Annotated in this window: 22 protein-coding genes; 7 read left to right on the top strand and 15 right to left on the bottom strand. The window is 49.5% G+C overall.

The genetic code is table 11. From position 1 onward, the window contains the following. Position 1: 1 nt before the first annotated feature. Positions 2 to 595 carry a TetR/AcrR family transcriptional regulator gene (locus AC50Y5_RS30920; RefSeq protein WP_494865412.1) on the bottom strand — a complete coding sequence of 198 codons (594 nt, stop codon included), beginning with the start codon at positions 593 to 595 and terminating at the stop codon, positions 2 to 4. Positions 596 to 1,300: 705 nt separating this feature from the next. Here AC50Y5_RS30920 and AC50Y5_RS30915 point away from each other — a divergent pair. Both AC50Y5_RS30915 and AC50Y5_RS30910 read left to right on the top strand, forming a co-directional pair. Beyond that, positions 1,301 to 1,756, top strand: a complete 456-nt coding sequence (locus AC50Y5_RS30915; protein ID WP_494865411.1) for a MarR family winged helix-turn-helix transcriptional regulator — start codon at positions 1,301 to 1,303, stop codon at positions 1,754 to 1,756. A gap of 105 nt (positions 1,757 to 1,861) precedes the next feature. Then, positions 1,862 to 3,148, top strand: a complete 1,287-nt coding sequence (locus tag AC50Y5_RS30910; protein WP_494865409.1) for an MFS transporter — start codon at positions 1,862 to 1,864, stop codon at positions 3,146 to 3,148. A 131-nt stretch (positions 3,149 to 3,279) separates the two neighbouring features. On the opposite strand, the gene AC50Y5_RS30905 is transcribed toward AC50Y5_RS30910, so the two are convergent. Continuing rightward, positions 3,280 to 3,636 carry a nucleotide excision repair endonuclease gene (locus AC50Y5_RS30905; RefSeq protein ID WP_099517352.1) on the bottom strand — a complete coding sequence of 119 codons (357 nt, stop codon included), beginning with the start codon at positions 3,634 to 3,636 and terminating at the stop codon, positions 3,280 to 3,282. Between the two features lie 171 nt (positions 3,637 to 3,807). Here AC50Y5_RS30905 and AC50Y5_RS30900 point away from each other — a divergent pair, with 171 nt between their 5' ends. Continuing rightward, the gene (locus AC50Y5_RS30900; RefSeq protein WP_056031390.1) at positions 3,808 to 5,790 is read left to right on the top strand and encodes an AraC family transcriptional regulator; all 1,983 of its coding nucleotides are present in this window, start codon (positions 3,808 to 3,810) and stop codon (positions 5,788 to 5,790) included. A 98-nt stretch (positions 5,791 to 5,888) separates the two neighbouring features. Here the strand turns inward: AC50Y5_RS30900 and AC50Y5_RS30895 are convergent, their stop codons facing one another. After that, positions 5,889 to 6,779, bottom strand: coding sequence for a YwqG family protein (locus AC50Y5_RS30895; RefSeq protein ID WP_056031393.1), 891 nt, complete (start codon positions 6,777 to 6,779; stop codon positions 5,889 to 5,891). A 56-nt stretch (positions 6,780 to 6,835) separates the two neighbouring features. Then, on the bottom strand, positions 6,836 to 7,840 hold the full coding sequence (locus AC50Y5_RS30890) for an ABC transporter substrate-binding protein (protein WP_494865405.1): 1,005 nt from the start codon (positions 7,838 to 7,840) through the stop codon (positions 6,836 to 6,838). A 310-nt stretch (positions 7,841 to 8,150) separates the two neighbouring features. Between AC50Y5_RS30890 and AC50Y5_RS30885 the strand changes: the two genes are divergently transcribed. Both AC50Y5_RS30885 and AC50Y5_RS30880 read left to right on the top strand, forming a co-directional pair. Next, positions 8,151 to 8,315 carry a hypothetical protein gene (locus AC50Y5_RS30885; protein WP_494865403.1) on the top strand — a complete coding sequence of 55 codons (165 nt, stop codon included), beginning with the start codon at positions 8,151 to 8,153 and terminating at the stop codon, positions 8,313 to 8,315. A gap of 30 nt (positions 8,316 to 8,345) precedes the next feature. Then, positions 8,346 to 8,549, top strand: a complete 204-nt coding sequence (locus AC50Y5_RS30880; RefSeq protein WP_494865401.1) for a hypothetical protein — start codon at positions 8,346 to 8,348, stop codon at positions 8,547 to 8,549. A gap of 24 nt (positions 8,550 to 8,573) precedes the next feature. On the opposite strand, the gene AC50Y5_RS30875 is transcribed toward AC50Y5_RS30880, so the two are convergent. The 6 genes from AC50Y5_RS30875 to AC50Y5_RS30850 all read right to left on the bottom strand — a co-directional run bounded on the left by AC50Y5_RS30875 (position 8,574) and on the right by AC50Y5_RS30850 (position 16,164). Continuing rightward, entirely contained in the window at positions 8,574 to 8,894 is a 321-nt protein-coding gene (locus AC50Y5_RS30875; RefSeq protein WP_442952504.1) for a HesB/YadR/YfhF family protein, read from the bottom strand. A 90-nt stretch (positions 8,895 to 8,984) separates the two neighbouring features. Continuing rightward, a complete protein-coding gene (locus tag AC50Y5_RS30870; protein ID WP_494865399.1) occupies positions 8,985 to 10,577 on the bottom strand; it encodes a response regulator in 1,593 nt (530 codons plus the stop codon). Further along, positions 10,567 to 12,465 carry a sensor histidine kinase gene (locus AC50Y5_RS30865; RefSeq protein ID WP_056031402.1) on the bottom strand — a complete coding sequence of 633 codons (1,899 nt, stop codon included), beginning with the start codon at positions 12,463 to 12,465 and terminating at the stop codon, positions 10,567 to 10,569. Before AC50Y5_RS30865 ends, AC50Y5_RS30870 begins: the two co-directional genes overlap by 11 nt. Before the next feature lie 124 nt (positions 12,466 to 12,589). After that, complete coding sequence (locus tag AC50Y5_RS30860) at positions 12,590 to 14,263, bottom strand: type 2 periplasmic-binding domain-containing protein (protein WP_494865395.1); 1,674 nt, start codon at positions 14,261 to 14,263, stop codon at positions 12,590 to 12,592. Positions 14,264 to 14,293: 30 nt separating this feature from the next. After that, on the bottom strand, positions 14,294 to 15,118 hold the full coding sequence (locus AC50Y5_RS30855; RefSeq protein ID WP_494865438.1) for a carbohydrate ABC transporter permease: 825 nt from the start codon (positions 15,116 to 15,118) through the stop codon (positions 14,294 to 14,296). Positions 15,119 to 15,198: 80 nt separating this feature from the next. Next, complete coding sequence (locus tag AC50Y5_RS30850) at positions 15,199 to 16,164, bottom strand: ABC transporter permease (protein WP_494865436.1); 966 nt, start codon at positions 16,162 to 16,164, stop codon at positions 15,199 to 15,201. A 163-nt stretch (positions 16,165 to 16,327) separates the two neighbouring features. On the opposite strand from AC50Y5_RS30850, the gene AC50Y5_RS30845 reads away from it, so the two are divergent. Continuing rightward, on the top strand, positions 16,328 to 16,486 hold the full coding sequence (locus AC50Y5_RS30845) for a hypothetical protein (protein WP_494865391.1): 159 nt from the start codon (positions 16,328 to 16,330) through the stop codon (positions 16,484 to 16,486). 126 nt (positions 16,487 to 16,612) lie between these two features. Here AC50Y5_RS30845 and AC50Y5_RS30840 read toward each other — a convergent pair whose 3' ends face one another. Genes AC50Y5_RS30840 through AC50Y5_RS30830 form a run of 3 tightly spaced genes read right to left on the bottom strand, consistent with a single transcriptional unit; the run spans position 16,613 to position 19,676 of the window. Next, positions 16,613 to 17,419, bottom strand: coding sequence for an alpha/beta hydrolase (locus AC50Y5_RS30840; protein WP_494865388.1), 807 nt, complete (start codon positions 17,417 to 17,419; stop codon positions 16,613 to 16,615). Then, entirely contained in the window at positions 17,419 to 18,459 is a 1,041-nt protein-coding gene (locus AC50Y5_RS30835; protein WP_494865386.1) for an ABC transporter substrate-binding protein, read from the bottom strand. The genes AC50Y5_RS30840 and AC50Y5_RS30835 overlap by 1 nt, the downstream gene beginning before the upstream one ends. A gap of 41 nt (positions 18,460 to 18,500) precedes the next feature. Further along, a complete protein-coding gene (locus AC50Y5_RS30830; RefSeq protein WP_056031417.1) occupies positions 18,501 to 19,676 on the bottom strand; it encodes a helix-turn-helix domain-containing protein in 1,176 nt (391 codons plus the stop codon). Positions 19,677 to 19,854: 178 nt separating this feature from the next. On the opposite strand from AC50Y5_RS30830, the gene AC50Y5_RS30825 reads away from it, so the two are divergent. Next, positions 19,855 to 20,508 (top strand): YfbR-like 5'-deoxynucleotidase, encoded by a 654-nt coding sequence (locus AC50Y5_RS30825; protein WP_056031420.1) that lies wholly within the window; start codon positions 19,855 to 19,857, stop codon positions 20,506 to 20,508. A 234-nt stretch (positions 20,509 to 20,742) separates the two neighbouring features. Here AC50Y5_RS30825 and AC50Y5_RS30820 read toward each other — a convergent pair whose 3' ends face one another. Then, positions 20,743 to 22,314 carry an ABC-F family ATP-binding cassette domain-containing protein gene (locus AC50Y5_RS30820; protein ID WP_494865383.1) on the bottom strand — a complete coding sequence of 524 codons (1,572 nt, stop codon included), beginning with the start codon at positions 22,312 to 22,314 and terminating at the stop codon, positions 20,743 to 20,745. Positions 22,315 to 22,369: 55 nt separating this feature from the next. Beyond that, the gene (locus AC50Y5_RS30815; RefSeq protein WP_235533067.1) at positions 22,370 to 23,665 is read right to left on the bottom strand and encodes an ABC transporter substrate-binding protein; all 1,296 of its coding nucleotides are present in this window, start codon (positions 23,663 to 23,665) and stop codon (positions 22,370 to 22,372) included. Positions 23,666 to 23,669: the final 4 nt, after the last annotated feature.

The raw sequence follows: 23,669 nt of genomic DNA, 5'->3' as shown, positions 1-23,669 counted from the left end.
GTTATTCCCCCTTAGCGTCTATCAATACACTATTGACCGTTTCCATCCATACTTCATGGTACTCCATCGCAACTTTCATCATCATGCATCGGGATAAATTATCAATAACCAAGGCCAGCATATGGGCTTTGTATACGACATTTTGCGGTGCTACCACTCCCAGCTCCACACCCTTCATCAATAGATCATGGAAGCCGTTCAGAAAATTTTGCTGCATATTTCCGAGAAGTGACCGGTACAGCTCATCGCGCTCCGCAAGCAGCATAAATTCACTTAACACCCTTAAAGAGGCGGCATGCTCTTTACTCCCATCGGGAAGCATCTTCAAGCCGCCTTCATACAAGGCTTTCCTGAAATCCTCTGCCGCAGCAAAGTCCGCCTGAAAATAGCTTTCGAAATAATGATTTTCAAAAAGATAAGAATAAATCCGGCTGACCAGCTCTTCCTTTGTCGAAAAATGATAATAAATCGACGGCTTCGTAATGCCGACTTGGCCCGCAATCATGCTTAAGCTCGTTCGTTCAATGCCGTGCTCGGCAAAAAGCTCAAATGCCGCCTCTATAATTTGATTCGTTGTAAGCTCCTTCTTCTTCAAGGCATTCCGCACCTTTCTTCATCCATCCTGCTGGAAATGATTATAAGCGACAGGAAAACAGTCTGTCAATAATTTAACTACCGATAGTTAAAAAATATATTAAGTAACGGCAGCGTCTGCTGAAAGCGTCCCATTTCATTTAAGAGCAAGTTAAAAAGGTTGCCCTGCTCATGCCTGATAATAGGCGTAAGCAGGGCAACCTTTTATTTTTGCGTATAGCTCCAGTGTATTATTGCTATGTATTGCTATTATTCCGTGTCCTAGACACAACAATGCAGAGCAGGACTATAAATACAATCATAAATGGGATCGTGATAAATGGAACATAAGCAGCATCTCTTGTAAAGGTGAACAATACGGCTAGCAGAATGCCATTTATGCACATGCCTATATTCTCTCTTCTTCGAGCAAAAAGCTCATTCTTCATTAGTCTGTTAAGCAATAGTATAATTATAAGCACCATCCAACCAAAAGCTATAAAAAGAATTGCAGTTCCCATACAACCTCCTAAATAAATGCATAATAAATCATGCCTATTTTCAATTAATTATACATCACCTCATCAAAAATAGAAGGAATTAATCCCATTTTTCAACTTAGTGCCTCAAAAAAACATTCAGTAGGTCAACCAGCTTGTGGATTGACAAACGCAGCCAAATCATTTATTTTCGTTGTACATACAAAATAAAAGAAGGAGGAATATTTATGACAGAGCAGCCTCAAACCGATGCCGTGCAGCAGGATGATGCTTTTTTGCATAGCTGCATGTATTTCACAACGAACCGCCTGAGCCGGGCAATAACGCGAATGGCGGATGAAGCCTTTGCGACGACGGGACTTGCGCCAGCCTATGGCTATTTGATTCGCCTCGTCGTCGGTAAGCCAGGCATTACGCAGAAGGAGCTCTCGGAGAAGCTGTATATTACCCCTTCCACTCTGACGCGTTTTATAGATAAGCTTGAGGGAAAGCAGCTGGTGGAGCGCCAAGTGCAGGGCAAAACCGTACTCGTCTATCCAACCGACAAGGGCAAGGAGCTGGTACCGTCACTACGCCAAGCTTCACACACACTGAAGGAAAAATATGAAGCGATTCTCGGCAAAGAGCTAGCTGACCAGCTAACCCATGCTCATGAATTAGCGAGCGAGCAGCTAGAGCGCTAGAATGTGCATGCCGGTTGTATAAGCCACTTCAAGCGTGGCACCGGCTATTTTGCATGGTTTTTAATTTTGTATGTACAACTAAAATATAAAGGGAGATCGATTTATATGAGTCTTCTTCATTCGCAAACCGAGCTGCAGCCGAAATCCCGTTTTTATTACGGCTGGATCATTGTACTGCTGACCTTCGCCACGCTGCTCGTGTCGGCGGGTATCCGCTCGCTGCCGAGCATCTTGCTTGTCCCGTTTCAAAATGAGTTCCATTGGAGCCGCGGCAGCATCTCCAGCGTCATCTCCATGGGCATTTTGCTATACGGCTTAGTCGGGCCATTTTCCGCCTCCATGCTGCTGCGCTTCGGGGTGCGCAAAGTCGTCATAAGCTCGCTCGCGCTGCTTGCCGTCAGCCTGGCAGCCACGCCGTTCATCCACGCCTTATGGCAGTTCAACCTGCTGTGGGGGCTGGTCTCAGGCCTTGCTACGGGCATGATGGCGAATGTGCTTGGCGTAACGGTCAGCAATATGTGGTTTGTTAAGCGCAAAGGCCTAGTCATTGGTTTGCTGACAGCAAGCGCCGCTACCGGCCAACTGCTGTTTCTGCCCCTTTTTGCAAAAATGACGGCGGATTTCGGCTGGCGCTATGCTATTTTTGCAGCTATAGCGGGCGTTTTACTCGTTCTCGCTGCTGTAGCCATCTGGATGCGCAACCACCCTTATGATGTTGGTGCCGCTCCCTACGGCTCCAGCGAAATCGTAAAACCAGCCGAATTCACGGGGAACCTGCTTCTGACTCCGCTGCGTAATCTCAGGCTGGCTATGAAAAATTCGACGTTCTGGCTGCTCGCCGGCACCTTCTTTTTTTGCGGCTTCTCCACCAATGGCTTGATCGGCACCCATCTGATTGCCGCTTGCGGCGACCATGGCATGCTGGAGGTTGCTGCTGCCGGCCTGCTCGCCATGATGGGTCTGTTCGATTTGTTCGGAACGACGATCTCAGGCTGGCTATCCGACCATTTTGACAGCCGCAAGCTGCTGTTCTGGTATTATGGGCTGCGCGGCCTGTCGCTGCTGTTTCTGCCCTATGCGCTTACCGCGACGCCAGCCATGCTTGTCGTATTCTCCGTTTTCTATGGTCTCGACTGGATCGCAACGGTTCCCCCGACCGCCAAGCTGGCTGGCGAAACGTTCGGCAAGGAGAAATCCGGCATGATTTTCGGCTGGATCGTCGTTGCCCACCAGCTCGGCGCTTCTACCGCGGCCTATGGCGCAGGGGTTATGCGCGATTGGTTCGGCACCTATTCGCAAGCTTTCGTCATCGCCGGATTTGTATGCTTCTTCGCGGCATTGATGGCGCTGCGCATTAGAAGAAGCCCGGCTGCTGGCGCTCAAGCAGCATAAAGCAGGCCATCTTCATCTTCACCTGCTCCGCAAGCATACGGCATAATAGACACGAAAAAATAAGCCATGAACAACGTCTCGACAGACGATGCTCATGGCTTATTTTCAATCTTAAACGTTTTCCTTGACGCTTACTTGAAAAACACCTTGTCCACATTGTATTTCGCTCTTAGCTTATTCACGATATACGTCTCGTAAATTTCTCTATCCACTGGCTCTTCAATGATGCAAACCTCAATCGTCGTCACTTCGTCGCGGTGCGGTTTCATTGGGGATACCGAATCTTCAAAATGCTTCTTGATTCTTGGTCTCAGCTTTCTTGCCTTGCCGACAAAAAGCAGCTCCTTGCTCTTGTTGTAGAACATGAAGATGCCGCCCTTGTCGCGGGGAATCAGGTGAAAATCAGTAAAGCCATAAATATTGCTCAGCTCAGGAGAAATTTGCTTCTCAATCGTTACATCCGGTGTTGGTATCGTAATATTAATCACGCGCTGCTCACGTCCTCATTCAATATAAGAGTAAATACTACCACAAAACCCGCCGCAACACCATTTCAAATTTCCCCCTTCTTTCTGCCCCTGCTTATTTACGTTGAAAATAAGTATCCATATAATGAAGAAAGAAGAATAAGGCCCTATTTAGGAGGATAAAACACTGCAATGAAACTAGATGACCATATAATGCTCTGGAATCATGCTTCTGTGAAAGTAATGGATTTTCGCCATGCCCAGCTGGAAGCTGGAGAACGGCTGTCCCCCTACCGATTGCCGTCCAACGCCTTTCTCTATGTCCTTGACGGCAGTGCACATGTACAGCTGGATCAATCCCAGCATCACATGAAACGATTTCATGTCCTGCACGGCGGACGCAGTGCGTATCTCACCATCGAAGCAGAAGAGCCCTTCACGTATTACCTTGTTCTGTACAAGCCCGTTCTGATGCTGGCCCCTTCACATAAGCTGATGCAGCACCATGATTTGAACCGCCCTTTCCAATATGTTTACGGCTTTGTGCCGTTATATCCTTTACCTTTGTTAGAGACGCTTGGTAAGATGCATTCAGCGTGGATGACGCCTGATCCCCTTCATCTGTTCCACGCGCGGACTTTATTTTATCAATTTGTACATGAGCTGCTTTGGCAAATGCAGCGTCAAGGAATTGAACCGGCTCGCCCGGATTTATTGGCTCAGATGCTGCGTTATATGCAGGAAAGCTACAGGGACCCTATTACGCTGGAAACGATGTCGGCGCTGTTCGATTGCAGTGTAAGCTATTTAACCAAGCTGTTCAAAAAACAAATGAATGAGAGCCCTATCCGCCTGCTGACTCAAATCCGCGTAAGGAAGGCTGCCGACTTGCTGGCGCAAACCGAGACCTCCCTTCAAGAAACGGCGGAGCTTGTCGGTTATCCCGACGCCCATACGCTGGGCCGCAGCTTCAAAAAATATTATGGGCTGCCGCTATCCGAGTTTAGAGCCAAATACCAGCAAAACGGCCCTATACCAAAATCGCCTGCATTTCGTACTAAATTTGCCATTGTCCCTCCTTATACACAGTGCTATAGTGTGAATGATTACGAGTATCATTATCATTCAACGCGAAGTGGAGGATTTTCTGTGTCAAAAATAAACAAGCCCTATTCCATGGCGGCAGCTCTGCTGCTATGTATGACCTTACTGTTAAGCGCCTGCTCTGGCGCAACAAACGCAGGCGCTAATCAGCCTGGGACAAGCAGCAGTCCTGCAGCACAAAGCTCAAGCCAGCCGTCGGCGGAAGCCTCTCCAGCCAGCAGCTCTGCTGCAACTAAAACCTATACAGATAGCAAAGGAACGGTAACCATACCTGCCAACCCGGAACGGATCGTTGATTTGACAGGCAGCGCCATCGGAAACTTGCTTAAGCTGGATTTGAAGCCAGTCGCTGCTTTGGGAGAAGCACTCGTTAACCCTTATCATGAAGGCAAATTGGATGGAATTGTGGATCTCGGGGATGGCACTAACTTGGAGGCTATCCTGCATCTCGATCCGGATTTAATTATCGTCTTTGATTTTCTGGAGGAAAGCGAATATGAGAAGCTGGAGCAAATTGCTCCGGTTGTACGGCTTAAATATGGAGCAGGCACCCCTGCGGAGCTGTTAACCGAGTTCGGAAAAATAACCGGCCGTGAACAGGTCGCACAAGCATGGATTGAAGAATGGAATGCAAAAATCGCCGAGGTTAAGCCTAAAATTACGGAGGTTGTCGGAGACAAAACCGTCTCGATTTTGCAGCCTTATGCGAAAGGCATTTATGCTTGGGGCAATAAAGGCGGCAGGGGCGGAGAAATCCTGTATGGCGATCTTGGCCTGAAGGCTCCTGCTATTATTCAAAAAGCTCTTATTGATGGCGCCGAGTTTGGCTCAAGCTTATCCCTTGAACAATTGCCGGAGTATGCCGGGGACTATATTTTCACCAGCAATTGGGGCTGGGACGATGGGGACCCGGACGTCGTTTACGGGAGCAGCCTATGGAAAGGGCTTCCTGCTGTGAAGCAAAATCAAGTTTTTTTCATTAACGCTGAAGGCTCTTATTTCAATGATCCCATCTCCTTGGAAGCTCAATTGCAATTTATTATTGAGAGCTTTATAGGTGACAAGGCTTAACGCCTGCCCAACTTAAATAAGCATGTTCGCCAGCAGCTTGATGCCGGTGAACATGCTTTTTCTCATTTCGCTTCACAATTATACGCCGTTAGCTTCCCTTAGCTGGAATACAGCGAACAATACGTACGCGTGAAATTCCCTGCAAGCAAATCTTCTTTGCGTATATAAAATTGCAGTTCCCCGGCATCCCACCAGCAGAAGCCTACGTCATTATCCGAATCAAGAGCTAGCAGCACAAGCGTATCCGCAACCTCCTGCTCAGCCTGTCCTTCATCGCCTCCGAAGTGGTCCGCGAGCTGCTTCATCGCCTTATCCGGGCTGTATTCATAATGCTTGCCCGTCATCAGCATCAGCGCCGCCTCAATCTCGCAGTCGCCATGCTGCGTTGCCGGATAGCCAAACATGACGGCAAGATCGCCATCTTCGCTGCCGCTCAATTCATCGGTTAAATCCTCGTATTCCTCATAATCATGCTCATCATCTTCTACTTGCTCTTCATCAACATAGCCATAGCCTGGAAGCTCAATAGAAGCTCGGCCCACCACCTCATAGCCTGTATAGTCCGCATCCTCCAGTGACGTTTCCTCAGGAGCAAGGCGGCGCTTGGCACCTGCAAGCTGTTCGTCTTTCAAATGCAGGACGAAATGGTCAATATGATAAGCGGGCTCATCCACTCCTAAGAAAAAATAAAGCATGCCGCCATGCGATAACCGCGAAGCCGCATCATGCGGTGCCAATTCCTCCAGACGCAGCTGCGCCAAAAAAGTCATCGGTGTGCCCTCTTGATCAAGCGGCCATTCTATTTCATCAGGAAGATCGGGATCTCCGCCAATTCGCGATACGCAGGTTTTAGAATAATCCGCTAAATTTCGCTTCGCCAAACGCACGCCTTCACGGGCATGCTTCATTAAGTAGTCCAAGGCATGGGTATACTCCTGTTCTTGCAGCAAGTGTTCCAATTTTTCCTGATTTGGTTTTGTTAATGGCATAAAATCAAGCTCCTCATGGAAAATATGTAGACCCTTCGTCTATTGTAAACGATTGCCTACTTCATGCCCATAATTTTCGGTAGTTCTTCCAGAAAACGTTCCATTGTAATGGGATCACTCGCATTCCAGCTAATATCAGCCGTATAAGCCTGATTATTTTTAACAGCGGGGATCGACTTCCAAAGCGGGCCTTCCATCAGCTTTTTCGCTTCCACTTCATCATCTGTACCGGGTGAACTGAGTAAAAACACATGGTCCCCCGCATAATCAGGCAGCACCTCCATTGAAATAAGAGAGAATACTTCCTTCTTATCAATGAGCTCCTGTACCTTCGTGCTTGGGCTAAAGCCGCCTGACTGGTACAGCGACATTGTTAAGCTGAAATGGCCCATGACATAGAAGTCACCAGCCAGGCTTAGGTAGACCGTTGCCGACTCTCCCGGCTTCAAGCCGATTTTATCCCACATCGCCTTCGCCTTAATCTCATAGCTGGCAATCCAAGCCTCCGCCTCCTGTTTCTTATTGACGATGTCAGCAACCTCTCGCAAGCGATCAAACGTTGCCGCATCTCTATTGAAGATGACCGTGGGCGCGATTTTGGACATTTTCTCAAAAATTTCGGTGTCATCCGGCCCGCCATATCCAGCCTGCAAAATCAGGTCTGGAGCAAGCTCCAGCACCTTCTCCATATTATGCGGGTAGCCAATATCGACAACCCCGACTAAATCGTCTTTATAAATGTAGGGCTCGTTCACCCAATCGTTCCCCGCAGGTGTAATGCCCAGTGCCAGCAAATCCCCTGGAATGTCGCCGAGCAATACGATTTTCTGCGGATGTGTTGGAATTGCAACTTCATGCCCGCTAAAATCCTTATAGATACGTGTTGCTGCCTCTATCACAGTTGTTGCAGCTTGTTCAGCCGTCTCAAACTCGGTTGGCTCGGTTGCAGCTGGTGCCGACTCCGTCGCTTCTACACCACCCGTAGAGCCGCAAGCTGCTAATAAACCGAAGGTTAATAGCAGTATAGCGGCAATGAACATTCTGACTTGTTTTGTAGACATGTGAAAACCTCTCTTTTTGTTTGATGATAATCATTATCAATATACTGGATGCTGCCATCCAGCACAATGGACAAAACAGGCTTCTGCTATTTCACATGACAGGAAAACAACGACGAGACTACATGACAACACTGTAAGCTTGGATGTCCCGTTTTGTAAGGGAACAACTATAGTTCAGGCGTTTTTGGCAGGATAAAATAGGATTAACCTCACCTGTGATTTGTTCGTCAGTACTTGAGGAAATTTCACAAAAGGGACGGTTTGATTATGCCTCATTCAAACAGACCGCTCTTCCTCATTTAACGAGGTTTTGGAGGGGCACCGTTTATGCTGGAATCGCCGCTATGCTGGCACTCACAGCGGGGCTTATCGCGATGTCGGGGCACAGCTTAAGCATATGGGCAGCGTCGCTGATCACGGAGGACAGGTTGTGTATGTAGCAGGCGCAGAGCATTATAATTTTGCCGATGTGTAGTTTCTTACCTCCATACTCCGGCAAATTGGCATGACCGGGAAGCGGAGTACGGACCGGGTTGCTTCAATTATTAACGCCTATACCCTTAGCTTCTTCGACCATTATTTGAAAAATAAAGGCAACAGCCTGCTGGAGGGACCAAGCGAAGCCTATCCAGAGGTGAAGTTTATGACCTCGCTGTTTGCTGGCGGCAATGGAGAAGAGTCCGAGAAACGAGAGAGACAGGAGCCTTGACGGGCCCCTGCCTCTCTTTTTTTTTCATTCCACGATCATGTCAATTTCCTCATGCTGCTCGTCGAACGTAATGCGCAGCCCCTTATTGTCGAGATACCACAAATTGGCTTCCTCCATGAAGAAGGTAATTCCTTCAACGGTAGCGCTGAGCCCCGGATTTATTGGCAGTTCCTTATTAACGCCTAGAGACAAGCCCGGCACTACAGTGCTGCAGCCGCCAAGCTTTATAAATATTCTGACCGACTCTCCATTTTTCAGTTCCAACTGCTGCTTATACCAGCTCGCCGCTGGCTGCTCAACGATTAATTGCATATGTGTCAGCCCCTTCCATTCGATATTCGCCACTTAAATGATGCTCCTTCATGTACGAATACCTTCATCATCGCCAATTGGCGGGCTGGTGTCAATGCAGCTGCAAATATTTGCTTTTATCGTTTATTCGCTCAAGCTGGCAGCAGCTTTAACCTTAAGCCGATATTCCTGCGGAGAAATCCCCTCCAGCTCCTTGAACACGCGGGTAAATTGCTTGCTGCTCTCGAAGCCTGAAGCGCTACCGATGTCCTGCATTTTATCGCTTGTGCTCTCCAGCAGCTCCTTACCTTTGCGGATACGCAGCTTTTTCAAAAACAAGACGAAGCTTTCTCCTGTATGTGCCTTAAACGCCTCGCTGAAATAAGAATAATTGAGGCCGACATAATTGCTGACAACCGCCATATTGAGCGGCCGGGCGTAGTTCATCTCCATATAAGCGATAGCCGCGTTAATTTCCGCATGCTCGTTATAGGCAGAGCGGATGCCTTTCACATATTCATTTACGCTGTACAGCAGATGCTCCAGACTGCGGTAATAGTCGTGAAAGCTGCGAAAATTGTCCATGCTGCCGACTCTGCGATACAGCTTCAGCACGTCAATAGACGCTTCTCCGTATAGGCGGAACACTTCATCGAGCACCTGCTCATTCATTCGCTTGCCCACCTGGCGCAAATAACCGATATCTATATCAGCCAATTCCTCGATACGAAAAATAGCTTTAAGCAGCGCTTGCAGCTCCTTCTCCCGCTCGGTGCCCAGCATATTGCCAAGCTTGCGAATGTCTTCATCCGGCAGCGGATGCATGCGGCGCTGCGACGCGCAAATATCCTGATGCTGGAGCAGGCGGCTGCTGGGATAAAGAAAGGAATAGTGCAGCGCTTCCTCTGCCTGCTTATAGCAGCTGCGCAAATCCTCAAGCCTAGCCGCCTCTGAGCTTAGTCCCAAACGCAGCCCTTCCAGCTCCTTGCCGCCAGTTAGCCTCAGCAGCTCGTGGAACTGCGCGGCCTGCCCTCCAATTAGGACAAGCCTTCCCCCGCCATCCACAAAAGAAGCATCGACCGTCCCTCCAAGCTGCTCCAGCATACTCTCGATGAGCTGCCCCCGCTCATTGCGGTTCACCGCTTCCCCATTCTCGGATTTATAGCTTAGAACAGCAACATGGCATGGCAAGGTGATTGATTCGAAGGGCATATCATTATCAGGACGCAGCTCCTCCTCCTGCCCCTGCAGCAGCTCTCCTTGAATGAGCCACTCTTTCAGGCGGCTCATTCGAACCTGCTCGCGGTATTTGTCTCCCTCAGCTGTTTTGCGCGCAAGCTCTGCCTGTGCCTGCAAAATACTTTCGCTCTTGCGCAGCGCCTCGAACAGCTCATCCCGGCGAATCGGCTTCAAAATATAATCTCTGACCTGGTACTCAATCGCCGCCTTCGCATACGTAAACTCATCATAGCCGCTCAAAATAATAAAAACAGGCTTGCGCTCCTCCTCCGGCTGCTGCATCACTTGCTTGATCAGCTCAATGCCATCCATCACCGGCATACGAATGTCCGTAATGACGATATCCGCCTGCTCGCTCTCATATTGCGCCAATGCATCCTCCCCATGAATGGCTAGCCGAATATGGTAGTAATCTGGAAACTCACGCTCAATCATCGTTTTCAGGCCGATTCTTATATTTTTCTCGTCATCCACGATCAGCAGCTTCTTAATCGTCATCCCCTCCTCCTGCAATCAGCACCTTGGGCAGCGTCAACATAACTTCAGTGAACTGGCCTTCCTCGCTGCGCACCTGCAGCCCGTAGGGCTTGCCGTAATAAATGCGGATGCGTTGATGCACATTACGCAGCCCTATGCCGTACAATGGTTTTGCGCTTCGTTCATATTCATCCATCAGGCGCTCCCCCGCCCGCTCCAGCTGGATGCGTTCATTCAGCAGCGCAAGCGGCTCCGGAGCGATTCCTTCGCCATTATCGCGCAGCGTAATGACGATTCCGCCCTCCGCCTGCTCGAATGCGGCAATCTGGATGAGGCGCTGCTCCTCTCCCAGCTCTGGCCAGGCATGCTTAAGCGCATTTTCAACAATCGGCTGCAAGGACATTTTCAGCATCTCTACTTCCAGCAAGCCCGGCTCCATGCTCCGTTCAAGGACGATGGGCTCGTCGAAGCGAATATTCATGACGTCGATATAGTTTTGAATATGGCGAATTTCATCCTGCAAGCGCACATATTCGCCAGACCACTTAAAGTTGTAGCGCATCATGCCGCCCAGCGACGTAAGCGAGTCAGAGATGAGGCGCTGGTTTTCAATTTCGGCCAGCATTTTTATATTTTCCAGCGTATTGTACAAGAAGTGGGAATCAATCTGGCTGTGCAGCGTCCGCAGCTCGGCTTCCTTCGTCAGCGCCTTCTTCCTTACGCCTTGGGCAATCAGTTCATTAATCGTTTGCATCATTTTGTTAAAATGGAATGCCAGCTCGCCAATTTCCCCGCCTCCGCTGAGAGGAAGTCCCGCAGGCGTCTCGCCTCGCCTGACCTTCTTCATCGCGTCGGTTAAACGCCGCAAATTTTTAAGAATAATAGCATTCATCATATACGTAATAATGGACAGCAAGCCAATGAGCCCCACATTAACCGCCATAATTCGAAATTGCCCCTTCGATACGCGTTCATACACCGACTCCAAGGAAATGACATGAAGCAGCTCTGCTTCCGCTTGCTCTACGGGCGTACGAATGAGCAAATAAGGATGATCATCAACGGTAAAACGTATTTCCTGCTGCCCAAGCTCCTTCATTGCGGCGAACTGCTCCTTAATGGCTGTGCGCAGCTTCGGATTGCTGCCCTTGCCCGCGAAGGCTTGGAGCTCATCGAGCACGATGCTTCCCTTGCTGTCGGCCAGCATCATCTGCGAGCCCTCATCCTGCAAGCTTGCAAAGGCTTTAGGCGCAAAATGCTTCAGCAGCATTTCCACCTGAATGACGCCAATCCGTTCACTCCCTGCCCGGACGACCCGCATAAGAGAAACCTTGGGCATCTGATTATGCACATCCGTCACATTCCGGTGCAAAATATCGGCGTCCTCCTCCTTAAACACCCACAGCTCCTTGCCATCCAGCTCCGCAAGCTCTGAATACCAAGGCTCCGTCTGAATACGCCGCTCATGAAACACAATCGGCCACATTTCCGATATATAGTCATTGTCTGCAAACAGGCGCAAATGGGCGATGTTCGGATTGTTCGTTTGAATATGGATAACATCGGTCAGCGGCCCCCAATATAAATCAAGCAGCTCCTCCGTCGTAAATTCCTTGTGTGTAGATATATACTCGGTAATATCCGCGCTTAATATCGTAAGCTGGGCTGCCAGCTCCATCGCTTCAATTTGATTCAAAATATTTACCTTCTCCAGCTCCACTAAATACTGCCCCTGCCGAAGCGTCTCATTAATATGGCTGTCTCTAATTTCCCCAAACAAATAATTGGACACCACAATGCTTGGAAACAGCAATATAAAAACATACGCGGCGACCAGACGGCTTTGCATCGATCTTCTGCCCAGCCAATAAGCCGTCGATTGAAAATAGTTCCGAATTTGCCTTCCCACGTTAGGCTCACTTCCATCTTCGCGGCCCAGCCCCCTGACTTGCTTGCAGGCGGCAAAAAGCGCGCCAGTCCATGATGGATTTGGCGCACCTAATGCCGGGATGTATGCCCGGGCCTGACCTGTATTAGTTAATGAATTCTGCCAGCTTCGCTACGTTCTCTTCATATTTTTTCTGCTTATAGGCCTGAACGGTGCCAAAGCCAAGAGCATCGCGCTTGCTCAAATACTCCTGCCACAAGCTGTCGAATTCGGCATCTGACTTCGCAAGCAGCAGCCTCGGAAGCGCCTTGCCAAATTCATGATCCAGCTTCGTCTTCATAATGCCTTCCTCGGATGCCCCCGTCGGGTCAAGCTGGTCAAATTGCGACAGGCTGAGCGCTTTGCCGCGCGTCCAGTCTTCCATCTGCTTGAATGGCTCAACAGCTGGCGGCGACCATTCCGGCGTCAAATTCGTATCCATCAGCATCCAGAACGTATGGGAGGCGCCATATTTTTTATCGAAGGCACCACGGTCGGAATTAAGCAGCTCCAATACCTCAGGTAAAAACTGGTCTTTCCCGTCTATTGTATCCCAGGTTACGCCCTGCTTGCCGAAAAACATATCCCGCTGGCCCTCTTCCGAAATCAGGTAATCCAGGAAGCGGATCGCTCGTGCTTTATCCTTCACATTTTTGGAGATGAGGGTAACAGTCCAGCCGGAAATGGATGGCCCTGCAAGCGTTGCTTGATCCTGCGCAGCATTAGCTGGCCCATCCACCGCAATATAAATGGAGTTAGGATCGTTTGCAAATAGCGCATTTTGCTGGTTAGCCAGATCAGACCTCGCATACAGCATGGCAAAGTAGCGGCCTTGGGCAATTTTTTCCTCCATTTGCGGACGCTTGTCGATGAACACGTCTTTCGAGAGCAGGCCGTTTTCATTCGCTTGGCGCATCGTCTTAAGCCATTTTACATATTCTGCGTCCGTGTCGCGATCATACAGCTGCCCATCCTTTTCATAAGGAATAGCCAAGAAATTTTGAATATAAGCTTGCAGCGAGCTGTTGCCCTTTTCATTAAAATCATACATCCCCAGCGGAATTAACGGCTGGCCGTTAATGTCGGGAAATTTCGCTTTTGCATCAGCCAAGGCTTGAAGGAAACCTTCTGTTGTCCGCATATCCGGGCTGCCGATAGCCTCATACATGTCCTTGCGCACGAGGAACGTCTGCGTAGAGGTGATGCTGTCGCCAAACTTCTCGTAATCCTTCGGTGAGGAGGAGGCGTTCGGATACCCATAGATATGGCCATCCTCTTGCTTGTACCAGGCGAGCTTCGCCGGATCGGTCACCTTGTAGAAGTAAGGGTCATATTGGTCAGCCAGCTCATTAAGCGGGAGCACCATCTCGCCTTCTATCATTTTCTTGACGGCATCCTCGTACCAGCCGAGCGTAATGAAATCAGGCAGGCTGCCGGAGGCGATCATCGTATTCATCTTTTCCGCCTCATTGCCGGCAGGGACGATGAAGTTAATATCTACGCCTGTTTTTTCCGTAATATACTTGGATGTGTCATCTACGCCCCACTTATTAGGAAACCACGCGAAATTAATATACCAATCGAACGTAATCGGACTTTTATCCACTTCCCAGCCTTTATCCTCCTGCGTCAGCTTCACCTCAGCAGCAGCAGTTGGAGACGCGCCTCCATTCGTTGTGCCCTCGTTCGTATTGCTGTTTGATGAGCAGGCTGCCGTAAATACGAGTGCAGCGGCAAGCGGCAGCACCAGCAAACGTTTTATTGCAGGTTGTTTAACCATGTTTATTTTCCCCTTTTCTATTTGAGTAGACTAGCCCTTAATAGAGCCAATCATCATGCCTTTGACAAAATACTTTTGCAGGAAAGGATAAACCAGCACAATCGGCAGCGTCGTAACGACCATCGTCGCCAGCTTGATCGACTGTGAGGTAACGGTTTTGCCAACGCCGCCCGGAATGGCGGCTACCATCTGATTCGAGCTGGACTGTGCCACTACCCGGTACAAATACGTTTGGATCGGCTGCAAATCCATGTTGTTCATATAAATGACGCCGGCAAAATAGTCATTCCACTGATACACCCCATGGAACAGCGCAATCGTCGCAATAACCGGCAGCGATACCGGCAGCACCACCTTGAGGAAAATGCCCCAGTCATTCGCTCCGTCGATTTTCGCCGCTTCCTCCAGCCCATCCGGAATTTCCCGGAAGAAGGTCATGAATATAATGAGGTCGAAGAAGCTGAACATCGCTGGAATAATATACACGAGAAAATTGTCCAGCAAATGCAAATCTCTAATTAGCAAATAGGTAGGAATCAGGCCGCCGCCGAAAAACAAGGTAACCGTGCCAATTAAAATGTAAATTTTGCCGCCAATAAGTCCCCTGCGGGAAAACGCATAGGCTACCATCGCGGTGAAAAAAACATGCAGCAGCACGCCAAGTACCGTTTTCGCTACCGTAATGCCCATTGCCGTCATAATGCCCGCGCTCTGGAATACCGCCTCGAAGCTTTCCGCGCTGAACACCCGCGGCCACCAGTAAATGCCGCCGCGCATGCCATCCTGCCCTTCATTGAATGCATTTACGAGGACGTACCAGATGGGATACAAGGTCGCAAAGCACACGAGCAGCATGCCGAAGCCGTTGAAGAGGTCGAATACTGCTTCTCCCTTTGTTTTTCGTTTCAAGCTGAGCAAAGCCAGTCGCCTCCTTCCTAAAACAACGATGTGTTATTGATTTTTTTCGTTACACGATTGGCGATGAGCAGCAAGATAAGGGCGATAACGGATTTGAACAAGCCGACTGCGGTGGCATAGGAATACCGTCCCTGCTGCATGCCCGTCTGATAGACGAACATATCAATCACATTGCTTGCGCTTTCATTTAATGCGTTTCTCAGCACCAGAATCTGATCAAAGTTGGAGTTCAGCACGCCGCTGACCGCCAGAATGAACAAAATCGAAATCGTTGCTTTGATGCTTGGCAGCGTGACGTACCACATTTTCTGAAAGCGGCCAGCACCGTCAATCGTAGCCGCCTCGTACATTTCAGGCGATACGCTCGAAATCGCGGCCAAATAAATAATGGCGGACCAGCCAAGCTCCTTCCATATATCCGAGGTAATAATAATGCCCCAGAAATAATCCGGCTCTGCAAGATACGAGATCGGTTCCTTAATGACGTTAAGCGCCATCAGTACATGATTGACGATGCCGACATCCGACAGCCAAGTCGTCAGAATGCCGCCAAGAATAACCCACGATAGAAAATGCGGCAAATAGGATATCGTCTGTACCGATCTTTTGAACAGCACCGAGCGCACCTCGTTTAAAAATAAGGCGAATATAATCGGCAGTGGAAAGCCGATCGCCAGCTTGATCAAGCTAATGCCCAGCGTATTGCGCATGACATTGACGAAGCTTTCATCTTGGAAAAATTCTTGAAAATGCGACCAGCCTACCCAAGGCGCCGCGCTGATCGGCTTGACGATATTAAATTCTTTGAACGCTATGATGATGCCGTACATCGGAACATAATTAAAAATAATCATCCATAAAATGCCAAGCAGCGCCATCACCTGCACATGCCTCTGGCCGTACAGCTTCCTGAACCATCTGCTGTGCTTGGCCGCTCTCGTGCTTGCAGCAAGCGCTGCCGCCGATTGTGCTTCGTGCCGTATTTTCACCTTATAAATCCCCCATACTACGTTGGAATCTTGCTCTACAGACTGAAATGCCTTCTTTATCCATTGTAGACGGCAGCTTCCGTTCCTGTAAGGCTTCAAATTTCGTTTTAGGGGGTCCTTTTTTCGGATTGTCTGCAAAACAAACAGGCCCATGCTTATGCGCATGGGCCTGCCTAAATACAATGATCTATTTTCAATTTTGAAGCTAGATTTGGCGGACACAGCAGCCGCTATTTCAACAGAATCACGTGTTATGGCACAGGCAGCGGACTCAGGAGCAGCTAATGCGCTGCAAATGGCCATTTTGACGGGATGATGAGAGCCATAGCGGCTTTCCTGTCCGCTTACGGCCTGAAATCGCAGTAAAAGCCAGAATAGCGGAACCTCAGTCCTTCAAAAAAGGAGTGAGCGACCTGATCTGTGAGATGTCAATAACAATCCGCTAGCCGGATAAGGCAAATTTAATGACCCGGCTTATCGCTCCCGGCAGTACGCTAACGTGGCTCTCCTCGGGAAATTTGGCGATTGCCGCATGGAATCCGCTGGCTTGGAGCGGCTTCAGACTATCCACCAGCTGCTCGGAGTCCTTCACCATATCCGGCAGTTCTTCTCCGCCAATGGTGATCAACAGCTTCGGCGGGTGATCGGTCTGAGGGAGCCATGCATCGAATGCGGCTTGCTCCTCCAGCACCGCATGCTTGTTCCACCATATGGACGGGCTTCCCGCAGCAAAGCGCTGAAAGGACTGAGGGCGGCTGAATAAGGCATGGAGGACGAGCAGGCCCCCCAGCGAATGTCCGAAAATCGTCTGCCGCTCCTTGTCTATGGGAAATTCCTTCTCCAGCGCCGGCTTCAGCTCCGTCTCCAAAAAATCGAGAAAGCAATCAGCTCCGCCATGCTCCGGCCATGGCTGGCCATTCGGCCGGGCAGGCAAATTTTCGAGCTTTGCAGGTGTCGTGAAATCATAGCAGCGCCGGGTCATATCGAACGGTTCACCGGAAGGATAGCCGATGCCTACGATAATGACGGGGTCATAGCCATGCGGCTTGCGCGTTTGCAAGCGAGCAGCCTCGGCGAATGTGCCGAATACCGCATCCCCATCCGTCGCATAAATGATCGGGTAGCCCTTCTCCGGAGGCGGCTCCTTCGGCACGGCTATCCTAATGCGGTATTCCAGCTGCCTGTGGCTTGCATGCACCACTCTCTCGCTGCTTTCAGCCGTATAATGTCCCTTAGCTTCGCTTTTCATTATGGCGCTAGAAACCGAACAATATCATCGATAATTTTGCTGTATGCGATTAGACCGCCGCCTGTCCAATACTCATCGCTAACCGCGTAAACATGGCCCGCTTTGACCGCAGGCATGCTTCTCCAAATCGCATTGTCGGTCAGCTCCTTAATGTTGGCTGCGCCTGAGCCCGCGTAGTCGATTGTAAAAATAAAATCGGCATCCAGCTCAGGGAGAATTTCGAGCGAGGCATCCACGCTGTTTTTCTCTTCAACCAGCTTGCTCTTTCCTATGCCTAGCTCATGCGAAAGTACATAGCCTCCAAAATAGTTGCCGCCAATCAGGTACATTCCTTTGGCATTAAAATTAATTAAAACCGCCTTTTTCCCATCAGCAACTGGAGCGAGCTTGGCCTTGGCTTCTTCCTTCTTCTGTTCATAATCGCTCAGCGCCTGCTTCGCCTCGTCAGGTTTGCCAAGCAGCTCTCCCAGCTTCGTTATCGAGCTGTTTAAATCGCCAGCCGCATTGACGAAAACGTACGTAGGCGCAATTTTGGAATACTGCTCATAGATGCCGTCGTCGGCATAATGGGCCGTATGCAAAATAATCAGATCAGGCTCAAAATCCATAATTTGCTCTGGGGAAGGCGGACGTCCTCCTGAAAACTCGACAGTTGGCACACCCTTAAGCCGATCCTGCAAGTAGGCTTGGCCTTTCCCGCTATTCCCCCATTGGGCAATAGGCGTTACGCCCAAGCTCAGCAGAGAATCCTCCATATAGGGGGCGAATACCTTTAATGGCTTGGCTGGTATAACGAGTTCATGCCCTTGTTCATCCGTTACCGTCTTCGTCGCTGACACTTCCTCTGAAGCCTCAGGGGCTTCGCTAACCTCAGGAGCCTGACTTTCTTGTGCAGCAGCAGCTGTCTGGCTTGGCTCAGCTGGGTTTTCGGCATTCGTGGAGCCACAAGCGCTCAGCAGGCTAAGCGCCATTCCTATAATGAGCAGCGAGAGCCCGCTTGCTTTTAACCTTTTTCGCAAAAAACTGTACTTCTGGAACATTCGAAATACCCTCCTATGATAACAATTCTCACTTAGGAGAATTATAAAGGATGCCCTATGCAGTCTCCATGGACTTTATCCGTTCCTGCCTTTGGACAATATCCGGTTAGGAGCAGCAGCATCTCGTCCAGCATCCGATTCATCGCTATGGCTGAGTATTCGAACCATGGGTCCGAAGGCAACAGATAGACAAAATGATTGCGAACCGCTTTGAGCGCCCGCCATTCCTTGTTATGTTGAAGCGCTAGCCAGTACGAGCGCGACTCTGCCTCAGGGCATACTACTATCAGCAAGCGGTCCGGGTCAAGATGGCTGAGCTGCTCCAGTGTTAGCTCCACATTGTACAACGAAGCCTGCTCATAGGCCGGAGACAATTGCAGCTCCTGATACAGCAGCTCAAAAATAGCTTGGTTGCAGTAGGCATGCACCTTTTTCCCATATATCCGCAATACGACAAAGGTATCCTCCTGCACGGCATGCTTGATGTTCGTCCGGGCCGATTCCAGCTTCTGCCCATATCCATCAATCCATTCCTCCGCCTGCTGCTCGCCTTTTAAAAAAGAGGCCATTTGACGAAGCTGCTCTCGCCAATCCTTCTGCCCCTTATCAACGAATAGGGCAGGGGCAATGCTGCCCAGCTTCTGCTTTTCTTCATCGCGCAAATGATCGAAGCCTACGATTGCGTCGGGACGGACCTTCGTCAGCTTGTCCCATTCCTCATGCCGCTGCAAATCCCCATAGCGCATATGCACCTGAATGCTCATCTGGTACACATTATAATAATAAGGCGTCCACTTTGAATCGAGCGGCGCAGCAACCGGAATAATGCCCAGCGCAAGCAGCTGCCCTATAAGCGAAGGAGAACATACCGCAATGCGTTGTCTGGGACGGGTCACAAAGGCGGAGGGGGATACGCCAACCTCTTTCTTAAACTTGCGGCTGAAGTAAAATTCATCACTGTAGCCTACCTTGTGGGCAATTTCCCGCAGACGGTAGTCCGTCTCCGTTAAATATCTTTTTGCCCTGTTGATGCGCAGGTCGGTCAAATAATCAATGGCGCTTTGCCCATATGTTTTTCTGAACAAATCCACAAAATATTTAGGGCTTATATGGGCCATCTCTGCCAGCTGTCCCACAGATATCGGCTCATTGAAATGCTGCTCCATAAAGCGGCGAATGCTTAATAAATCCGTCTTTGGGGGTTGATTATCGTACATGATGCCTCCGTTCCATGCTTTCGAGCCTTGTCCAGCTTATCCTCTCAGTATAGCAACATTGAGAATCGCTATCAATGGATTTGAAAATTGACCTGAGCGTCACACGGCGTTAATCCTGAGCTGACATAACTGGCGTATAGTCGAATCATACTCAACTAAATAAAGGATGATGGCACTTATGGGCATTCATACGTACTTTAGATCACTAAACGATTTGGAACGCATTATCCGCACCCCTGGCAAATTCAAATTCGAAGAGCACAGCGTGTCGGCTCACTCCTGGAAAGTTGTCCAGTACGCCAAGACGCTTGCCGATATCGAGGAGCAGCACGGCGTCACGATTGATTGGAAGAAGCTTTATGAAATTACGAGCAGCCATGATTATGGGGAAATTTTTATTGGAGACATTAAAACGCCCGTCAAGCATTATTCCCTTGAACTGCGTTCGATGCTGCAGCAGGTTGAGGATGGCATGGTCGAGCATTTTATTCAGGACCATATTCCTGAGGAATTTCAGGCTATTTTCCGCAGACAGCTGCGCGAGGGCAAAGACCATTCGGTAGAAGGGCTCATTTTGGAAGTTGCTGATAAAATGGATCAGGTCTACGAGGCATTCGCTGAGCTCCAGCGCGGCAATACCGAGAAGGAATTTATCGTCATGTACCGTTATGCGTTAATTAAAATCAAAAATATCGACCTCCACTGCGTGAAGTATTTCCTCGAGCACATCCTGCCAGATATTATCCATGAAGGCACTCTTTCCCCCATCGATATTCGTAAAATAACAGAAGAAGCGCTGGCGCAAGGTGAAACGGCCGTCGCCGTCCTGTAGCGGCGCGGCGCGTTTCATTCCGAGAAATATAGAGAAAGGATTGCGTTAGATATCCTTTCCTATATTTCAAGGTGAAACGGCCGTCGCCGTCCTGTAGCGGCGCGGCGCGTTTCATTCTGAGAAATATAGAGAAAGGATCGCGTTAGATATCCTTTCTCTATATTTCAATAAAAAAACGGCACTCCATCCTTTGATGAAGTACCGTTTTTTTGAGCTTTTCCAGCCCATTCGCTGCTATAAATTTTGCTGGGTAATACCCAATTCCGGATCGAACACCAGCATCTTCGTGCCAATTTTATCAATGAAAAACCGATCATGGCTTACGGTCACAACAGCGCCGGGAAAATGTATCAGCGCCTGCTCCATCACCTGTATGCTCGTTAAATCCAGATGATTCGTCGGTTCATCCAATATGATGACGGCTGCACCCGAAAGCAGGCATTTCGCCAATGCAACCCGGGCCATTTGGCCGCCGGACAGGCTGCCAATCACTTTGCTTAAATCCATCTCGGAAAATTGCAGCATCGACAGAAATTTGTTCACCTTTTTCCGCGGCGCATCGAGCCCTAGACCATACGTATTGACGGCGTGGCTCACTGTATCCTTAGGATCAAGCTCCTCCCACATCCGGTTGAAATACGCGTAGCTGACCCCTTTTTCCCAGGTGACCTCGCCGGATTCAGGCTTCTCCTGCCCCGTCAGCACCTTGATCAGCGTGGACTTCCCGCTTCCGTTCGGGCCAACGATGACGAGGCGATCCTCCTTCTGAATGTCAAAGCTGACGTTCTGAAAAATAGCGCGTTCCTCATAGCTTTGCCCGATTTGCTTAACCTCGCACAGCTTGTCCGGGAAACGCAGCAACTCATAAATATCCGTAATCAGCACGTTCACCGGATTCGGCTCGACCCGCTTCTTATTATCGGCCAATTTGCGGGATAACCGGTCTTTGGACGATTTTTTGCTGGCGCGGCTGTCGATCGCTTCCGACTCCATGAGCAGCAGCTCTTCCTCCCACTCGAACTGGCGGTCCAGCTCCTTCTTGCGCAGCTTCTTCTTACGAATATAGTCCGTATAATTGCCGTCGTATGGCTGAAAATGATAATTTTCAATCTCGATAATTTGCGTGACGACCTTGTCGATAAACTGCCGATCATGAGAGATCAGGATCATGGCGCCATTAAACCGGTAAAGCCACTGCTCCAGCCACGCAATGCCTTCCATATCCAAGTAGTTTGTCGGCTCGTCAAGCAATACAACATCGGGCAGCTCAATTAGCATTTTCGCTAAAGCCGCACGGTTTCTCCAGCCTCCAGACAGCTCATCAATCGGCTGATGGCGTGAACGGTCGTTGAAGCCCAGCTTCGTCAGAACGGTGTTGATCTCGACGGAAACGTTCCAGCCATCCAAATGGTCCATTTGCTCGAAAAGCTCCGCCTGCCTTGCCAGCAGTTCATTCATTTCGCCATCATCCGATACCAAGCCCAGCTTTTCCCCAACCGCTTGCAGCTCCCGTTCAATCAGAGCAACCTGCTCGAAGCACATTTCCAGCTCTTGCTGGACGGACAGACTTCCGCGCATTTCTGAAAACTGCGAGAAATACCCAATTTTCACCTTTGGATCTATTTCCACTTTGCCACTTGTCGGCTCTTCTTTGCCCATAATGAGCTTGAATACCGTCGACTTGCCGGCTCCATTTCGCCCAATGAGGCCAATTCGCTCCCCTTGGCTCACGCGAAAATAAATATCGCGAAAAATCATGGCGTCTTCATATTTCTTCGTCACATTTTCCAACCGAATTACACTCATGCTATCACCCTTCTAGCTCCGTCAGTCTACTAGTCATTATAACATTAGATATTGTTTATTTTTTGTTGCGCGCCAATATTTCGCCTGCCTTCGCCCGAAACTCGGTGGCCGCCGCCTCGGGCGTTATTTTGCCAAATAGCAGCAGGTCATGCAAATCACGCAGCACCACGGTCACTTCTGCCGTTCCGACCGGGTCCGGCGGGTCCATGGGACTGCTATTTTTCTCCACCCAATCGAGATATTCAAAGATTTGCGCAAGCTCAGGCTTAACGAACGGCTTCAGCTGCTCCTTTAACTGGGAAGATACGGGCACGCCCCTCTCTCCCTGCAGCAGCTTGTTTGCCTCTAAATTATTGACGAAGAAGCTGATGAATTTCGCGGCCTCTTCTTTATTTTTTGAATTTTTGGAAATCGAAAAAAACATGCCCGGCTTCAAAAATAACCCTTGCTTGCTGTTTGGCCCAGGCAGCGGCACGATAGCCAGCTGTTTGCCGTAATGCTCCACGATGTTGATGAACTGATTGGAATAGCCCCAGCCTAATAGAGCCTCCCCTTTAAAAAAAGGGTCTGCGTCCGATTTATTAATATCGGACGTCCAAATATCGGGCAAAAATATCAGTTTATCCTTCGCGAGCCTTTGCATTCGTCCAAAATAGTCGATAAACAGCTTGTCATCCTCATAACCTAGACTAGTGCCATCTTCTGCAAACAAGGTAAAGCCATGCTGTCTAAGAAAATAAGCAAAAAACTGCTCCGGCGTAAATACCGTTCCTAAATAAACGCCTGTGCCCTTGAGCTGCTCTCCCATCTGGTCAAAATCCTCCCAGGTCCACGAGGCGGTAGGCGGCTCTACGCCGCTGGCCTTGAAAACCTCTGGGTCATATACGGCAAATAGCGCATTGACGCCCAAATTCATGCCGTATAATTGGTCTCCCCATTTCCCGCTGGACAGATGGCTCTCGCTGATGGAGGACGCATCTATGATACCGCTTCGAATATACGGCTCCAAATTCTCCAGCAAATCAAGCGAGCTGTACTGGGACAAATACGAAATGTCCATCTGAATGATGTCCGGCAGCGCATTGCCCGCCGCGTACGGCGCGAGCTTTCTCCAATATTCATTGAAAGCGCTGTATTCAAATTCAATGTTAATATGCGGATTTAGCTCTTCATACATATGGATAACCTCGATCGTTGCGTTGTTGCGAAATTCATTGCCCCACCAAGCGATGCGAAGCGTAATCGGCTCCTCCTTAAGCTTGTTCAATGGGTCGGAATCCCCCGGGATGCAGCCCCAGAGAGCGGCTAGCAAGCCAAGCATTATGCCAATTCGGATGGTCGTTCGCATCATCTGC

The sequence above is a fragment of the Paenibacillus sp. JT22N7 genome (genome assembly GCF_059383875.1).
The sequence above is the reverse complement of the archived record's forward strand: the minus strand, read 5'-3'. Positions and strand labels throughout refer to the sequence as shown.

Bases quoted from the DNA above. Each gene is read 5' to 3' on its own strand.
- AC50Y5_RS30915 (WP_494865411.1), top strand. From the start codon at position 1,301: ATGACAGAGCAGCCTCAAACCGATGCCGTGCAGCAGGATGATGCTTTT.
- AC50Y5_RS30910 (WP_494865409.1), top strand. From the start codon at position 1,862: ATGAGTCTTCTTCATTCGCAAACCGAGCTGCAGCCGAAATCCCGTTTT.
- AC50Y5_RS30900 (WP_056031390.1), top strand. From the start codon at position 3,808: ATGAAACTAGATGACCATATAATGCTCTGGAATCATGCTTCTGTGAAA.
- AC50Y5_RS30895 (WP_056031393.1), bottom strand. From the start codon at position 6,779: ATGCCATTAACAAAACCAAATCAGGAAAAATTGGAACACTTGCTGCAA.
- AC50Y5_RS30890 (WP_494865405.1), bottom strand. From the start codon at position 7,840: ATGTCTACAAAACAAGTCAGAATGTTCATTGCCGCTATACTGCTATTA.
- AC50Y5_RS30880 (WP_494865401.1), top strand. From the start codon at position 8,346: ATGACCGGGAAGCGGAGTACGGACCGGGTTGCTTCAATTATTAACGCC.
- AC50Y5_RS30870 (WP_494865399.1), bottom strand. From the start codon at position 10,577: ATGACGATTAAGAAGCTGCTGATCGTGGATGACGAGAAAAATATAAGA.
- AC50Y5_RS30860 (WP_494865395.1), bottom strand. From the start codon at position 14,263: ATGGTTAAACAACCTGCAATAAAACGTTTGCTGGTGCTGCCGCTTGCC.
- AC50Y5_RS30855 (WP_494865438.1), bottom strand. From the start codon at position 15,118: ATGCTGCTCGTGTGCTTTGCGACCTTGTATCCCATCTGGTACGTCCTC.
- AC50Y5_RS30845 (WP_494865391.1), top strand. From the start codon at position 16,328: ATGCGCATGGGCCTGCCTAAATACAATGATCTATTTTCAATTTTGAAG.
- AC50Y5_RS30840 (WP_494865388.1), bottom strand. From the start codon at position 17,419: ATGAAAAGCGAAGCTAAGGGACATTATACGGCTGAAAGCAGCGAGAGA.
- AC50Y5_RS30835 (WP_494865386.1), bottom strand. From the start codon at position 18,459: ATGTTCCAGAAGTACAGTTTTTTGCGAAAAAGGTTAAAAGCAAGCGGG.
- AC50Y5_RS30830 (WP_056031417.1), bottom strand. From the start codon at position 19,676: ATGTACGATAATCAACCCCCAAAGACGGATTTATTAAGCATTCGCCGC.
- AC50Y5_RS30825 (WP_056031420.1), top strand. From the start codon at position 19,855: ATGGGCATTCATACGTACTTTAGATCACTAAACGATTTGGAACGCATT.
- AC50Y5_RS30820 (WP_494865383.1), bottom strand. From the start codon at position 22,314: ATGAGTGTAATTCGGTTGGAAAATGTGACGAAGAAATATGAAGACGCC.
- AC50Y5_RS30815 (WP_235533067.1), bottom strand. From the start codon at position 23,665: ATGATGCGAACGACCATCCGAATTGGCATAATGCTTGGCTTGCTAGCC.